The 14,202-nt window shown below is 36.5% G+C and carries 16 protein-coding genes and 1 pseudogene; 7 read left to right on the top strand and 10 right to left on the bottom strand.

Annotation, left to right across the window (positions count from 1 at the left end; genetic code table 11):
- The first annotated feature begins 151 nt into the window (after nt 1-151).
- Nucleotides 152-394, top strand: a complete 243-nt coding sequence (locus STA7437_RS23780; RefSeq protein ID WP_015195645.1) for a type II toxin-antitoxin system HicB family antitoxin — start codon at nt 152-154, stop codon at nt 392-394.
- A complete protein-coding gene (locus STA7437_RS23775; RefSeq protein WP_015195644.1) occupies nt 394-612 on the top strand; it encodes a type II toxin-antitoxin system HicA family toxin in 219 nt (72 codons plus the stop codon). Before STA7437_RS23780 ends, STA7437_RS23775 begins: the two co-directional genes overlap by 1 nt.
- 44 nt (nt 613-656) lie before the next feature.
- On the opposite strand, the gene STA7437_RS23770 is transcribed toward STA7437_RS23775, so the two are convergent.
- Both STA7437_RS23770 and STA7437_RS23765 read right to left on the bottom strand, forming a co-directional pair.
- Nucleotides 657-1,178, bottom strand: a complete 522-nt coding sequence (locus STA7437_RS23770; protein WP_015195643.1) for an NADAR family protein — start codon at nt 1,176-1,178, stop codon at nt 657-659.
- Between the two features lie 108 nt (nt 1,179-1,286).
- On the bottom strand, nt 1,287-2,813 hold the full coding sequence (locus STA7437_RS23765) for a DEAD/DEAH box helicase family protein (RefSeq protein ID WP_015195642.1): 1,527 nt from the start codon (nt 2,811-2,813) through the stop codon (nt 1,287-1,289).
- 371 nt (nt 2,814-3,184) lie between these two features.
- On the opposite strand from STA7437_RS23765, the pseudogene STA7437_RS27255 reads away from it, so the two are divergent.
- From STA7437_RS27255 to STA7437_RS23755, 3 genes and pseudogenes are all read left to right on the top strand, one after another.
- Nucleotides 3,185-3,265, top strand: a pseudogene (locus STA7437_RS27255) (BrnT family toxin); the annotation flags it as partial.
- Nucleotides 3,266-3,332: 67 nt separating this feature from the next.
- On the top strand, nt 3,333-3,476 hold the full coding sequence (locus STA7437_RS27250) for a BrnT family toxin (protein WP_245562219.1): 144 nt from the start codon (nt 3,333-3,335) through the stop codon (nt 3,474-3,476).
- Nucleotides 3,463-3,765 carry a BrnA antitoxin family protein gene (locus STA7437_RS23755; protein ID WP_015195640.1) on the top strand — a complete coding sequence of 101 codons (303 nt, stop codon included), beginning with the start codon at nt 3,463-3,465 and terminating at the stop codon, nt 3,763-3,765. Before STA7437_RS27250 ends, STA7437_RS23755 begins: the two co-directional genes overlap by 14 nt.
- 10 nt (nt 3,766-3,775) lie before the next feature.
- Here the strand turns inward: STA7437_RS23755 and STA7437_RS23750 are convergent, their stop codons facing one another.
- The 6 genes from STA7437_RS23750 to STA7437_RS23725 all read right to left on the bottom strand — a co-directional run bounded on the left by STA7437_RS23750 (nt 3,776) and on the right by STA7437_RS23725 (nt 11,127).
- On the bottom strand, nt 3,776-4,099 hold the full coding sequence (locus tag STA7437_RS23750; RefSeq protein WP_015195639.1) for a DUF4926 domain-containing protein: 324 nt from the start codon (nt 4,097-4,099) through the stop codon (nt 3,776-3,778).
- A 31-nt stretch (nt 4,100-4,130) separates the two neighbouring features.
- On the bottom strand, nt 4,131-9,347 hold the full coding sequence (locus STA7437_RS23745) for an nSTAND1 domain-containing NTPase (RefSeq protein ID WP_015195638.1): 5,217 nt from the start codon (nt 9,345-9,347) through the stop codon (nt 4,131-4,133).
- An 18-nt stretch (nt 9,348-9,365) separates the two neighbouring features.
- Nucleotides 9,366-9,776 carry a hypothetical protein gene (locus STA7437_RS23740; RefSeq protein ID WP_015195637.1) on the bottom strand — a complete coding sequence of 137 codons (411 nt, stop codon included), beginning with the start codon at nt 9,774-9,776 and terminating at the stop codon, nt 9,366-9,368.
- Between the two features lie 84 nt (nt 9,777-9,860).
- Nucleotides 9,861-10,253, bottom strand: a complete 393-nt coding sequence (locus tag STA7437_RS23735; RefSeq protein WP_245562211.1) for a DUF1822 family protein — start codon at nt 10,251-10,253, stop codon at nt 9,861-9,863.
- 5 nt (nt 10,254-10,258) lie between these two features.
- On the bottom strand, nt 10,259-10,717 hold the full coding sequence (locus tag STA7437_RS23730; RefSeq protein WP_015195636.1) for a hypothetical protein: 459 nt from the start codon (nt 10,715-10,717) through the stop codon (nt 10,259-10,261).
- 92 nt (nt 10,718-10,809) lie between these two features.
- A complete protein-coding gene (locus STA7437_RS23725) occupies nt 10,810-11,127 on the bottom strand; it encodes a hypothetical protein (protein WP_015195635.1) in 318 nt (105 codons plus the stop codon).
- A gap of 440 nt (nt 11,128-11,567) precedes the next feature.
- Here STA7437_RS23725 and STA7437_RS23720 point away from each other — a divergent pair, with 440 nt between their 5' ends.
- Both STA7437_RS23720 and STA7437_RS23715 read left to right on the top strand, forming a co-directional pair.
- Nucleotides 11,568-12,494 (top strand): hypothetical protein, encoded by a 927-nt coding sequence (locus STA7437_RS23720; protein ID WP_015195634.1) that lies wholly within the window; start codon nt 11,568-11,570, stop codon nt 12,492-12,494.
- A 77-nt stretch (nt 12,495-12,571) separates the two neighbouring features.
- On the top strand, nt 12,572-13,249 hold the full coding sequence (locus tag STA7437_RS23715) for a hypothetical protein (protein WP_015195633.1): 678 nt from the start codon (nt 12,572-12,574) through the stop codon (nt 13,247-13,249).
- A 47-nt stretch (nt 13,250-13,296) separates the two neighbouring features.
- Here the strand turns inward: STA7437_RS23715 and STA7437_RS23710 are convergent, their stop codons facing one another.
- Nucleotides 13,297-13,668: a hypothetical protein gene (locus STA7437_RS23710; RefSeq protein WP_015195632.1), complete on the bottom strand. Its 372-nt coding sequence runs from the start codon at nt 13,666-13,668 to the stop codon at nt 13,297-13,299.
- Nucleotides 13,669-13,805: 137 nt separating this feature from the next.
- The gene (locus STA7437_RS23705) at nt 13,806-14,132 is read right to left on the bottom strand and encodes a hypothetical protein (RefSeq protein ID WP_015195631.1); all 327 of its coding nucleotides are present in this window, start codon (nt 14,130-14,132) and stop codon (nt 13,806-13,808) included.
- Nucleotides 14,133-14,202: the final 70 nt, after the last annotated feature.

The raw sequence follows: 14,202 nt of genomic DNA, 5'->3' as shown, positions 1-14,202 counted from the left end.
TATAGTTTAGATAATTGAAGTAATCGCGGTTTCGGACTCCAACCAAATGGTATAACGGCGAAAAATCAAGATAAATCAAACCTAAATAAAATTAAATAAAAAAGTATTCAGATTATTAAGATTGAAAGTAAAGGTAAAAACCAAATTTCTCATGCTAACAAAATACATTCAGACAGCAATGCACCAAGCTACTTACGAACTCCTTGAAGATGGAACATTTTATGGAGAAATAACAGGATTTGCAGGAGTTTATGCCAACGCTGAAACTTTAGAAGCTTGTCGCGACTTATTACAAGAAGTTTTAGAGGGGTGGATCGTTCTCGGATTGCGATTACAACACCAATTACCTGTTATTGACCAAATCGATCTTAACTCTCAGCCAGAAGTTGCCTAATGCCACCCTTCAAACCAATTAAACGCCAAGAATTAATTCGTAATCTCAAAAAACTAGGCTTTTCTAACCCCATAGCTGGTGGCAATCATCAATATATGGTTAGAGGAGAACTAAAATTATTTATACCTAATCCTCATCGGGGAGAAATTAGTAAAAGTTTACTTGCTCGTATTCTCCGTCAGGCAAACATTAGCAAAGATGAATGGGAAAATCTTTGAAAAAATATTTAAAATATGGATCAAAATTTCTTCTGTAGTAATCACTACAACCACCACCTATAACTAGCACTAGGATGGTTTTTCAAGCGTTCGGTTTTCTTTTGTAAAATATTTCTTACCGACATCAAAATTTTCCCGAGTTTATTATCTCCAGTACCATCTTCTCCACAACCCCAGTAGTAGTCCGAAGGAGAATGATAGACGATCTCTAGCTCTCCCGTACTGAGTAAAATTTTTCTAATATCTCTATGAGAATTAAATTTACTTAGCACCCCCTGATGCATAATTTGGTCTTTTACTTCTTCCCAGTCACTACGCCAAAATTGTCGATAATTTTCAGCCAAAGCGATCGCTAATTCTGGGGTTTTTGCTGCTAGTATTTCTTTTAACAAAAAATCATTACGCTTTGCTTCACGCTCTGTTGAAGAGCTACCCTCAAATTTTTGTGCTTGGAAATAGTGTTCGCTCGTTCTGCACCAAAATATAGATAGTTGAACTCTATAAAATGCAAAATTTGAAAAGCATCCATAAGGATTTTCGCCTGCATCGTAGAAGTAAATAGTCATAGTAGTTCACAAATGTTTTAATTTAGCTATTGTCAGTATCGTCAGTAGAGTTTAAAATCCTGCACCAGTAAGACTCAAATAGAACCTTACTGGCTGACAGTCTGACGATTAAGAAGCAATCTTTTCGATCTTAATTACACGAGTACCAGACTTTCCTCGACGCTCGAAATTAACTTCTAAACCTACAGCACGCAATCCTGGATTGATTTTCCGTAGCTGGACGCTAAGTTTGTTGGCAGCCTTGGGTAAGTCAGAGGCGGAGTATTCATATTTTGTTGCATACCCCTTAATAAACTTCAATAACTCGGTTGCCGTTCCCTGCCAGCAAGACTCTCTTTCTAGTAAAGATTGAATTGCCATTGCTACGGGAGAATCTTCAATCGTGAGGGGCTGTCCCCCGAATTCGATTCGGGGGCTTGTACGCCCCGTCAGCCGTTGAGATTGTTCGCGGTTGGTTTGATAGGCTTGGAGAAAAGTACCCGCTTCAAAACCAAAAGCTGGTTCTGCTGCCGTTACCCACTCGGCAAAATCTGCCATACGGGGAGATTCTTCTAAATTAACTCCTGCTCGATTGGCTAAAGCCTGACTGACGGCAGTGCAGAGTAGTCCTAAAATTCTTGGTTTTAATTGTTCAAAGCAAAGGTTAATTTCTTTTTCCGAACGTCTTTGATCTGGAGAAATAGGATCGAGATGGATGCAAATAGAGCGGTCTAGTAAGTCTCCATTGGTGAGGGGCTGTCCCCCGAATTCAATTCGGGGGCTTGTACGCCCCGTTACTGTATCGACAATACTGGTAATAATTACGGGACGCGCTGCTTCGATTACCGTTTGTTCTCCGTCACTGTAGAGCTTTCGGTCTACATAACTATTACCCGTACTGAGTCGGCACAAACCGTCAGAAAGAGACTGAGAAAGTTTGGAGAAATTGTCAAAGCATAATACCCAAGTATTCATGGCAGCAACCATCAAACTGCGTTCGTCTTTGGGTTGGGAACGCAATACTCCTTTTCCAGGATCGATTAGTTGTTTGAGCATTCTTGCCAAACTGGATTTACCAGAACCTTGTTCGCCAGTAATAATTAATAGAGGATAGGGAGGATTGGGATTTAATGTACCTAACAACCAACCTGCTACTAAAATCAGTTGTTCGAGATTGAGATTGGTAATCTCTAACAAGTCTGCAAGTTTACCTCCCTTGACTGGAAGGGGTAAGGGTTGGATAAAATGGGAAGTTTTAAATCGAACGGGAGGATTGGTAACAATTTTCCATCCTTTTTTTGTTATAGCGATCGCGCTTCCCTTGTCGTCCCCTACGTTGATATAAATAGTTCCTTTGTATTGAATGACACGATTCTGGTAAATTTCGGCTTTTGGTTTGAATTGAGCTAATGTTTCTAATTGCTCTAAAAGTAAATTAACTTCTTTTTTGGTCAAATAGATTTTGTATTTGGCATAAGCAAAGCATTTCAGCCAGCGTTTAAATTCTTGGCTATTGACTGGATAGGTCTGACGAAGTTGATATCTATAGACATCGATGTATGCCGTATCATCGGGAGTATGAAATAAACCCGAACTGAGTATTGTAAAAATTGCCTCTAATATTGTTGTTATTACCGTTTGAATCGGTTTAATCATAGTAGGTGATTCTAATGAGTAAAAGTCCTACGGTTTTGTCGTAAAAAACATTAAATCGAGAGAACTTTTGCAACTCAAAGAATACTAATATGACTATCAAATCAAGGTAAATTATCTTCAAATAAACCTGGGTAAATTTTAATAAAAAACTTTTAAAAAAAAGTAATAAAGAGCGGTAAAGTCTTCATTTTATAAGGATTTGGAGAGATGTTGTTGATTAGATATTGTTAAAACGTAGGGACTAATTTGTTAAATTCCATCACAGATATGGCGATCGCTTTAACTTATTTAGATATTTTTCCTTTTTGTCGCATTAATTACATACAGAAATAATTCTCGATCGTACGTACAAATTGTATTAACATTAATTCATGTTTGAATGGGATGATAGTAAAGCCAAAAAAAATGAAGCCAAGCACTCGATAAGTTTTGTCTTTGCTACCAGAGCGTTTGACGACGAGAACAGAATAACTGTTGTTGACGATCGCGAAGCGCGGCGCTGGCGCGATCGCTTTGATTATGGGGAAGTTCGCGCTTCTTACCTTAGCTCGTATAGACCAGCGCGTTTACGTCCTGGCTTATACCATTAGAGGTTCTGTGATTCGTCTCATTTCGGCAAGAAAAGCTAATAGTAAAGAGGTGAAGCGTTATGACAACCGTTAATTATACTCCAGACCCCAATCGAAAACCTCAACTCACTGAAGAACAAGAACTAAGAATTGCAGAGTTAGAGGATGAAGATATTGATTATTCCGATATTCCAGAATTAGATGATGATTTCTGGAAGAATGCTAAACCCGTCATGCCAGACTTGACTAAGCCTGTTACCTTAAGAGTCAAACAATCGGTAATTGAATATTTTCAGGCTAATGGGAAAAAGGGCTATCAATCCCGAATGAATGCAGTGTTGGAAAGCTACGTCAAAGCCCAACAAACTAACAATAATGAATGATTAAAGGCACTTAAGCACTCTTTTCTTCGCTTTTCTCTTTTTGCCACAGAAAATCGAGGTAATCTTCTATTTGCAAAAGTCTGGTTTCAGACAACTGACGCAGCTTGGTTAAAATTATTTCTTCTTTCTGCCATCGAGGAAGAGAAACAATCTGTGAAGCTGCCACCTCGATTGTCACTTCAGGTACATCAAAACCTTCTAGACTATAACCGTCTTCTCCTTCAGCCATAGGATAGTGTTCGACAATTGTGCCAACTTCTCCGCGTTTGAGATTATGTTGTGGTAGGTCTTGAGTGAGAACAACCTGAGAAAATAAAGGATATTGTATGTTCATCGATTTACCTCCCTCTACTGTTGAGATAATCTTAAATTCCATCGCAGATATATCTGTCGCTTTCGCTAACGTTGGGGTTATTGGTTAAATAATCTCGCGCCCAATCACAACCCCGTGTGAGTACATCATCTAAATCTAGACTCCAAAGTTTGATTGTGCTATCACCACTAGCAGAAGCAATGGTTCGACCATCAGGACTAAACGCTATATTAGAAACCCAGCTTCGGTTAGTATGACCGTTGAGAGTGGCAAGTAATTTTCCTTGGAGATTCCACAATTTGACTGTATTATCACTACTAGCAGAAGCAATTAACTGCCCATCAGGACTAAATATTACGCTATTAATCGAATCCTGATGACCGTTGAAAGTAGCAAGTAATTCTCCCTTTAAATTCCATAGTTTGACTGTACTATTTTTACCAAAAGAAGCAATGTTATTATCTGAACTAGCAAAAGCAATGGTTTTACCATCGGGACTAAAGATTACGCTATTAATTAAATAATCTTTATGATTATTGAGAGTAGCAAGTAATTCTCCCTTTAAATTCCAAAGCCTTACCGTATTATCTGAACTAGCAGAAGCAATGGTTTTACCATCAGGACTAAACACTACCTTGTAAATTTGATCGGTATGACCGTTGAGAGTAGCAAGCAATTCTCCTTTGAGATTCCACAGTTTGACTGTTTTGTCGTAGTCACTAGCAGAAGCAACGGTTTGACTATTAGGACTAAATGCTATGCTCTCCACCTGACTATTATGACCATCAAGAGTAGCAATCAATTCCCCTTGAAGGTTCCATAGTTTGACTACATGATCTAAACCTATAGAAGCAATGGCTTGACCATTGGGACTAAGCATTATACTATGATGCATATCAGTACTACGCTCAAGAGTAGCAAGTAATTTTCCTTGAAGATTCCACAATTCAACGCTTTTTTTGTAGCCACTAGCAGAAGTAATGGTTTGACCATCGGGACTAAATGCTACCTTATCGATTGGCTCTGTATGACTTTTTACGCTCCAAAGTAACTTTTCTTTCAAGTTCCAAAGTTTAACAGTTTTATCCGAACTAGCAGAAGCAATAGTCTTACCATCGGGACTGAATGCTAAACTATAAACACTATCTGTATGACCATTAAGAGTAGCTAGTAATTCTCCTTGAAGATTCCAAAGTTTAACAGTTTTATCCGAACTAGCAGAAGCAATAGTCTTACCATCGGGACTGAATGCAATACTGTGAAATACGTCAGTATGACCATCAAGAGTAGTGAGCAATTTTCCTTTAAGATTCCATAGTTTGACTTGATTACTACTTATAGAAGCAAGAGTTTGACCATCGGGACTGAATGCTAAACTACCAACCCAACCTGTATGACCCTTTAGTGTATAAAGTAATTCTCCTTGAAGATTCCAAAGTTTAATTGTTTGATCGTTACTAGCAGAAGCAAGAGTTTGACCATTGGGACTAAATATCACTGTATTAATATCATTTATATGATCTTTTACACTCCAAAGTAATTTTCCTTTTAAGTTCCAGAGTTTAACAGTTTTATCCGAACTACTAGAAGCAAGAGTTTGACCATCGGGACTGAATGTTATGCCATAAACTGAGCCAGTATGACCGTTAAGAGTAGCTAGTAATTTTCCTTTTAAGTTCCAGAGTTTAACAGTTTTATCCGAACTAGCAGAAGCAAGAGTTTGACTATCGGGACTAAATGTTACGTTTTCCACCAGACCAGTATGACCATTGAGAGTAGTGAGTAATTTTCCTTTGAGATTCCAAAGTTTGACTGTTCTATCCGAACTGACAGAAGCAATTAATTTACCATCAGGACTCAATATCATATTATCAAATGAGCCACTATGAACATTAAGAGTCTTCAAAGTAGTAAGTAATTTTCCTTTAAAATTCCAAAGTTTGATAGTTTTATCTTCACTAGCAGAAGCAATTAATTTACCATCAGGACTCAACTTTATCTCTCGAACACCATCTTGATGACCTTCTAAACGATTAAACTCTTTAACTCGATAGAAAATATTTTGCAACGCACCCATCTCTTTAATCTTAGTTTTGGTATCAACTCCCAGTTTGTTATCTTTAATTTTTCTTCCTGCTTTCAACCCAGTTAGCAGCGCATCAAATTCTTGATTAGATGCTAATTGTGCTTCGGAAGTATTAATTAAAGCATTGATTTCATTAATGTTAGATTGATGTCCTTTCCAAATAGCAACTCCAGTCAAACCTATAGCTACTATAAAAGCGATCGCTAAAAACTTAGCCCGTCTTTGAGCAGTTTTACGAAGTTTTATTTCTCTTTCAAGACGTTTCCTATCTGCTTCCTTTAAGCGATCGCGTTTCTCGATCGACAACCCCATAAATTGATGCACTCGTGTTGGAAGTTCATCGGGGTTATTAATATAAAACTCTTCGTATTTAGCCAAAGCAGCTTCGGGCAATAAAAAACCATCCTTCTGACTACTGTGGGTTTGTTCCCATTCGTATGTTTTCTGTTCAAGTTCTCGCATTAAACGCAAGCGATCGCGATTTTCCTGCAACCACCAGCGCAGAGTATCCCAATTACGAATCAAAATTTCATGGGCGACTTCTACGGTTACTATATTTTCTCGATTACTATTACTCTCCTCTTCTGGTTTGTCTTCCTTCTCCTGATAGGGGAGAGGTTTTGGAGTTGGGAAAGTTGTTTCTCGACTTACTACTAATAACCGCGCTTCAATTAAAGTCTGCAAAGTAGCATCAAAAACATCTTTGTACTTATCAACGATTAATTCCGATATCTGTAAGCGACGGCGAGTATCTTCTGTTCCTTCTCCCAACTGCACTAAAGAAAGGAAAATCCACTTAGCACATTTTTGTTGTTCTGAATTTAACTTATTGTAGGTTTCTTGAGCTTTTTGACCCAGAATGCTCCTTAATTCACCAATTTCTTGCTGATAAATGGCTAAAGTTAAAGTTCCATCTTTGCGTTTAATATACAAATCTTCTAAAACAAACTGCAATAGGGGTAAACTTCCAGCTTCTAGTTCTTGTAAGAGAAGATTAACCAACTCAAATTCTACTTCCAAACCAACTTTTTTGGCAGGTTGGGTAATAATCTGACGATAATCTTCTTCATCAAGGCAAGATGGCACTAAAACGTTGTTTTGAGCGATTAAATGAGCTAATTGACTCATTGCCAAGCATTCTTGCAGAAAGTCATCTCGCAGAGTAATAATGACTTTAAAGCGATCGCCTGTTTGTGAGATTGCACCGATAATCAGATCGAGAAAATTGTTTCTATCTATTACTGAGGCGGTAAACAATTCTTCAAATTGGTCGATTACTAATACAGATATTGATTGTAGTTCTCGATTATCGGGTTGTAATTGGCTAGCTAAAGCAGCAAGAATATTATCATTTTGTGGTTGTAATAAATCTGTCGGGCGAATTATCCAGGTTTTACAACTTTGAAATTGTTCTTGTTCGGAAATATATAATCCCTGACTAATTAATTGAGGAACAACACCCGCTTTAACTACTGAAGATTTACCACTCCCCGATGCACCTACTACTGCTAAAAAAGAGGTAGATTGTAACTTATCAAGAATTTCTTGAATTAATGCTTCTCTACCGTGAAAAAAGTAAGCGTCATCAACATCAAAAGATTTTAAACTCTTAAAAGGACAGATATCTATTTCAAAAACTCTATTATTAGATCGCTGTACTTCTGGTAACAATATTTCCATTACTTCTGTCGTACCAGATAGCCAACAATCTAAGTTAATATTAGTTTTTTTTCTACTCCATTTTTGTAGCTGGGTAATTAATTCCGATGCCCAAAATTCTGTTTCCTTAACCCCTTTTAAAATGGTTATTAATTGCTGAATAAATTTTCTCTGACTAGGTTCAACGGTGGTAGCAGTAATCAGACAAATCGATTTATTTTTATTTGGGTTTAAAGTTTTACTTAAATTTAATGGGTTTTGAATTTCCAGGCGATCAATAATAATAACAATTTCTCTAACAACAGAAGTTTGTAACTGTTGAGCTAACCAGTTTAAACTTATCTTATTTTCCGCATCAAAAACTAATTCTGGTTCGGATGTTGAATTAATATTTACTGCTAAATATAATAAGACGGTTTTAGTATCATTATCTTGTAAATAACTATCAATAGTATCTCGAACGTTATAGTTTTCTTGCTCTTTTAAATAACGATAATCAACTTCAAAACCACCTCTAGTCTGTAGAATTTTACACAGATTGATATTCGCGATCGCATTCCACAAACTATCGACAATCAAAGCTTTTCTAGCATGAGGAGGAGTTGCCAAACCAATAATTAATTTTCTCGATCCACTCGTAATACGACTAGGAGTTTGAGACTTTTCATCACATAGCTTTATATTGAGTAGATTATACGATGTTGAGCGAACCATCGCTTTTGTAGTTTGGCTCTCCTCTACTGATTTTTGTTCGGAGTTATTTATAATTCGATCGTTTTTATTCTTTTGATACTTGAGATAGTTTTTGACTCGTTCGAGTACATAAAAATACAATTGATCTACTTCAATTTCACCTTTATCATTGGCAGCTTTACCTTGTAATCCTTGAATCAAAAAGTAGGTAAATAAACTATGCTTCAAAGATTTAATTTGAATTGATTTTTCTTTTTTATCACACGAAAGAATTACATAAAAGTTAGTACTTTCTTGACTGTCTACGGCTCGCTCGTTTAATATTTCTAAGAGTTGACCAGTTAGATTTTGATTTGTTTCATTATTTTCAGAGTCTACAGATTGACAGGCATCTAACCAAATAAGTTGATTTTGTGCTTGAGAATTTTTTATTTCCCTCAATATAAAATCTAAGGAAATTGATGTTTCTGTTAAATTTTCTATTTGAGTATCTGCAACACAAAAAACTGGTCGATTATTAGAATTTAAATAACCGTGTCCCGAAAAATAAAATAAAATTGTATTTTCGGGTTTTGCAGAACCAAACTTTCTAATACTGCTAATTACTTCATTTCTAGTAGGTTTTTTCTCTCCACCATCGTAAAGAGCAATAATTTCTGTCTGCTGGTTTTGATTCGCTATTGTTAATACTTCTGCTAATTCTCGACAATCATTAGCACAATAATTGAGGGTAGAAATTGTCTTGTCTTGATAAGTATTGACACCAACTAAAACAATCCAAAGTTTGCCAGTGTTTGTTTCTTTTTCGTTAGAATTTACTGGATAAGACATTATTCTAAAAAATACACTTTAAAGACCATTTTTAAGAAAATTTGTAATTCGTGTTACAACTGATTTTGCTTCACCATGTAGAGACTCATATTTTGAACTTGCTGTTACTATGGCTACGGTTCTATCTGAGCTTTCAATACAATGAATTGCAACTGATGTTTCTGCGGTATTACCAAGTAATTGAAAAGCTATGCTATTTTCTGATGGAGTTTTAACATTACTTAATACTGCATTTGCTGCATTAATAGCTCTAGCTTTACATTCTTCATTACTAACAGATAAAACTACTAAGCTTGAGTTAGAATATGGTGGATCTGCTAAAGCTTTCTCCATCGGCAAAAATAACAAAGATGCAGATAACCCCAACATCAATCGCGCAGCAACTAAAGATTTGCTAAATCTAGAATTGTTTTCTGTAGAAAATGCCATTTTTATCTCAAATAATTCAATTAAGTTAATTTTTGCACCAAGAATAAGTATTGTTGAAACACAATAACCATGTACCTAATCCTTCTAAAAAATTAAGATTTCTCTTTGATAGCCTTCGGGAATCGGCTCGATTTCCCAAGTCAAAGCCGAACCTGTCACCAAATGCACATCCACATAAAGCCTGTCTACAGCTTTTCTCGCTACAGCTTCATTTTGAGGAAAAGAGTCTCCCGTTTCCGTCAGCACCCTCAACTTAAACCCCCCAGGAATCAAACCCGAAGCGGTTTTATTTTGTAGTTGAAACCGCCAAGCATCATTTTGAGGAATAATACTCAACAAGTATATTTGTCCTGCTATTTCTAGCTGACGGAAAGGATAGATCGAAAACAAGGGAAACTCTTTGGTAGATGCAAAGCAATAGTTAGATTGAGAAGTAATCTCTCTGGAATTAACAGCAGAAAAGTAATTATCGTTCATGGCTTCTATTTCCCAAATGCACCTACACCGTAATAGCAAAAACTAGCACTGCAACTGGGCATACCCACCTGAACTGTATAGCGATCGCTAAAAATAGGAGTTACACTAACCATCGGATGATCGTCATATTCCACGTCACTATCGATGACATTACCGCTACTATCCAACAGTTTTAAATCTAAATCGCCACAGTCTGCATCGCAGACACCGACAAAACCGTAAGTAGCACCACTTCTTAAGTTAATACTGAGACTTGTTTGAGTATTATCTCGCAGTTGACCGATTTTTGGAGTATTAATTGGTTGATATCCTCCTAATCCTACTGCTGCTGCTGCCATAATTAATTGTGCTTGTACTTGAGATACCCAATCATTAGCTGTAGCGGGAGAAATATTAACCGCAGCCAAACCAACGGAAGATAGTAAGGAAATACCTACAAAGGCTTTCAATTTAGAAATTTTCATCTTTCATCAAACGAACAAATAAGGGAAGGAAACCCACACATCTCATAGCGTGCGGGTATTTGATATGGAGTGAGGAAAACTAATTTGACCGATTAGCGATCGCTACGGATAGTAGTGCTACGCTGTTCGTTATTCTGACGGTTGTAATTACCATAGCCACGAATCAAACCATCTTGAGTATTAGTTTGAGAACTACCACTATTACCAGTGGTATAACCATTACGAAAATCGCGGTTTTGTTGAGTGCTGGTTTGAACCGAAGTATTTCTTTCTCCTTCGATAGTATTGACTTCGTAAGAGTCTTGAATATTGGCACTGTCGTTTGCCCAGACACTAGTTCCAGTCATTCCAATACCTAGAGACATAGCCACGAGTAAAGCAGTTTTCGCAGATTTGAAAGTTGTATTCATTAGTTTTTCCAGATCGTATTTAATTTAGTAATCTCAAGAAACTTACAAGCTATGTTCGATTTTGCTAGTAATCCTAATGAGTTAGATAGAAAACAATTTTTACCTTTTGGTAAACCCTAACTGTTGCTTTCTAGTTCAATTCTCGATTGGAATTACTAGGAATTAGCAAGCTTGTTTTTCTTGCTAATTTCAAATTATTATTCTCTCAAAATAAAAAAAATCAATTTATATCAAAATATTTGAAATATATTTTTAGCGATAAAATAATTGATATACATGAGTTTATCTTTAAAAATTGTTTATTTTTAGATTAGAACTATTAAAAAAGCTATATACAAATAAACGAAAATAAATACTAATAAAATAAAATAAAAGTGCTTATTATTAGCCAATTCAAGTTATTGTAAAATGAATGTTTTTTTAATTCAAAGGATTAATCAATGTCTCTACGGCTATATTCACTGCCATATATTTTTCAAAAAAGCGTAATTCAAGAGATTTTGCCGAGTAACTCGCCGTCGGAAATCCAGGGTTATACATTTATGTATCGATTCGATCCTAGTAACTATTCTCTACAAAATATAGAGATAGGCAAAGAGCTTAGTGATACTCTAGGCGGAGATTACGTCGGAGGGATTAATCAAAATATTAAGGAAGTTATTAAAAAGCTCTATCACACCTATGAAGACGAATTAACCCAATATGATAATAAGATTAGAGAACTGCTTGGGCTAGGCAATAATAATCCCAACGGCAGAAAACGATATGGACAAGCATATCCTTGGCAAGTTGTTTATGAATGGTTATGGAAAGTTAAATATCTTCGCTGGCAACAAGATTATCTTTGGGAAAGTTGGAAACAAGTCGCACAGCATAATTCTCAATGGATTCAATTTAATCCTTCAGAATGCGGAACAATGGGAATAGTAATTCCCGAACCCGCATCTCAAGAAACTATTCCTATCAACACCCCATTAAATTTGAAGATCGAGCTTGATTGTTTGGGTAGTTATCTTTATCTCTTCAATCGTGGAGTCGATACTCGAGGTAATATAACTAAATATTTAATTGCACCTTCTCAGGCATTTGCACCTAACTGCCAGTTACTAGACGAAGTTATCATCATGCCACAAAAGGGAGCAATGTGCGAAGATATTGAATTTGATGCAGTTGGTCGAGAAGAATATCTGGGAATAGTAGTAGACAAACCTCTGCCTCTATCTTCATTCAATCCCGATCCCAGTAATCCTGCTTTGGAATGGCAGGGTAATCATTTAGGACAAGTATGGGAACAGTTGCAAGATAAAAATTGGCGCGTTTTCTACAAAGAATTTGAGGTTGTCTCTTCCGAAGATTTGGCAGCTTAATTAAACCAAAAATTAACTTGTGGGCGGTAACATCCGCCCTACTTTTTATTCATTTTGAAATACTTGAATTGTGAGTGATGAATAATTGTCCTATCGGTCTGTTGTGCAGTGAATTATCCAAAAATGAGGAATCGTGCGACAACCAAGAATCTTGTCAGAATTTAGCTAGACCTTGGGAACTTCCCTATAAACTTGAAGCTATGTGTTTTTACTTTAACAATAAAAGGGAAGTAAAATTAATTCTGTTTGTTCTAGATTTTGAAAGCACCTACCCCTACGATTCTTATTCTCAAGAATTTTATGAAATTCGGGCTGCTGGATGGGCAAAAGCCGATCCCTTACCCTACAGGTATTATTTGGATAATGGACAATATCGCCGAGAGGTTGTCGAACAATTCAATCCTAATTATCTAGAGTTTTTATTACCGCCTCGTTATCTAAATTTTCCTAGGTTATTTCATTTGAGAAACCTCGATCCGAGACTCAAACTTCATTTTTCTCCTCCAGAAGAGCTTCCCTATCAATACGATCTCGAACTTCGTTGCCTAAAAGTTATTGCCACTTGTTACCAAAGAAAGTATACAGATAGACGACGTAACCAATATGTTATTGAATGTACATACGGTCGTCCTGTAGACCTACCCTATAACTATGTATACGACAAAGAAGCTAATTTAGGAGTGTTATTAGTTACTCAAGAAGTATATTTGGATGGGAAGAAAATATTTGCACCTGCTTCCTTGTTGCCAGAATAATTCAAATCAGATGCTATATATGCAAAAATTTTTATCAATTACCATAATTAGGATTTCCAGTTCCAATCGCCAGTAAATATTACTTGATAGCGATTGGAAGCTTCACAGGAGTCGTGAGTTAACTTGAGGTTTTTCAATCCTTCTATGGATAAACTTGGTGGATTGAAACCGTAAGTATTAAATTCTAGAGCTAATAATTGTGAGTGTGAAAAGTTCGAGTTTTGTAAATCATAATCTGGCAACGATGCTTGCCACATCCCCCAATTTAATTTTAGTGATGGTATGGGTTTTTCTGCCAAACCCAAAATACATATTTTTCCATGATGATTGGGATCGATATCGATTGTTTCTGCTCTAGTTAGATTTCCCGTTCCTAATGCTATTAAACAAGAAATTACAATCAATCTTGATTTTTTCATTTTCCGTATGACAATTTTCAATAAACTTCAGACAAAGCGATCGCTCCGTGCCTCGCTCTTCTTTGACGTACTTCGTGTCCGAGTACGCGAGAACTAATCAAGAAAAGTAGCGATCGCCATGTTCCTACGACGAACGATTAAATTTCAGGAGATGAAACGAGCGAAAAATCTCGGTCTAGATTTACTTCGATCTTGTCCCAGTCGAGCGGTTCTTCTAGTTCGATCTCCGACTCAATCTGATAACGGCGATCTATACTCCAATTGTTACTTTCGTACCAAACACTAATTAGTGTGTTCCCATCAAAATGCTTTTGCTTTCCAGATCGTTCGGTATCGTATTCTTGCTGCCGATTTAAAGCAGTTTCTGCTAGAGTTTGAAGTGGAGTAATAACAGTTAAACCTAATAAGGTTAAAGTCAATGGAACTGATAGGTAACGGCGAATTTGTGTGTGAGTAGAATTCATGTTTTAGCTCCCGATTTAATACAAGCTATACTTTGAAAATATCGAGAGGTTCGCTCAAAATAAATCAGAT

The organism is Stanieria cyanosphaera PCC 7437, assembly GCF_000317575.1.
Taxonomy (GTDB): domain Bacteria; phylum Cyanobacteriota; class Cyanobacteriia; order Cyanobacteriales; family Xenococcaceae; genus Stanieria; species Stanieria cyanosphaera.
This window is presented reverse-complemented; position numbering and strand designations above follow the sequence as displayed.

Coding starts and splice junctions, on each gene's coding strand:
- STA7437_RS23780 (WP_015195645.1), top strand. CDS start 152: ATGCTAACAAAATACATTCAGACAGCAATGCACCAAGCTACTTACGAA.
- STA7437_RS23775 (WP_015195644.1), top strand. CDS start 394: ATGCCACCCTTCAAACCAATTAAACGCCAAGAATTAATTCGTAATCTC.
- STA7437_RS23770 (WP_015195643.1), bottom strand. CDS start 1,178: ATGACTATTTACTTCTACGATGCAGGCGAAAATCCTTATGGATGCTTT.
- STA7437_RS23765 (WP_015195642.1), bottom strand. CDS start 2,813: ATGATTAAACCGATTCAAACGGTAATAACAACAATATTAGAGGCAATT.
- STA7437_RS27250 (WP_245562219.1), top strand. CDS start 3,333: ATGGGGAAGTTCGCGCTTCTTACCTTAGCTCGTATAGACCAGCGCGTT.
- STA7437_RS23755 (WP_015195640.1), top strand. CDS start 3,463: ATGACAACCGTTAATTATACTCCAGACCCCAATCGAAAACCTCAACTC.
- STA7437_RS23750 (WP_015195639.1), bottom strand. CDS start 4,099: ATGAACATACAATATCCTTTATTTTCTCAGGTTGTTCTCACTCAAGAC.
- STA7437_RS23745 (WP_015195638.1), bottom strand. CDS start 9,347: ATGTCTTATCCAGTAAATTCTAACGAAAAAGAAACAAACACTGGCAAA.
- STA7437_RS23740 (WP_015195637.1), bottom strand. CDS start 9,776: ATGGCATTTTCTACAGAAAACAATTCTAGATTTAGCAAATCTTTAGTT.
- STA7437_RS23735 (WP_245562211.1), bottom strand. CDS start 10,253: ATGAACGATAATTACTTTTCTGCTGTTAATTCCAGAGAGATTACTTCT.
- STA7437_RS23730 (WP_015195636.1), bottom strand. CDS start 10,717: ATGAAAATTTCTAAATTGAAAGCCTTTGTAGGTATTTCCTTACTATCT.
- STA7437_RS23725 (WP_015195635.1), bottom strand. CDS start 11,127: ATGAATACAACTTTCAAATCTGCGAAAACTGCTTTACTCGTGGCTATG.
- STA7437_RS23720 (WP_015195634.1), top strand. CDS start 11,568: ATGTCTCTACGGCTATATTCACTGCCATATATTTTTCAAAAAAGCGTA.
- STA7437_RS23715 (WP_015195633.1), top strand. CDS start 12,572: ATGAATAATTGTCCTATCGGTCTGTTGTGCAGTGAATTATCCAAAAAT.
- STA7437_RS23710 (WP_015195632.1), bottom strand. CDS start 13,668: ATGAAAAAATCAAGATTGATTGTAATTTCTTGTTTAATAGCATTAGGA.
- STA7437_RS23705 (WP_015195631.1), bottom strand. CDS start 14,132: ATGAATTCTACTCACACACAAATTCGCCGTTACCTATCAGTTCCATTG.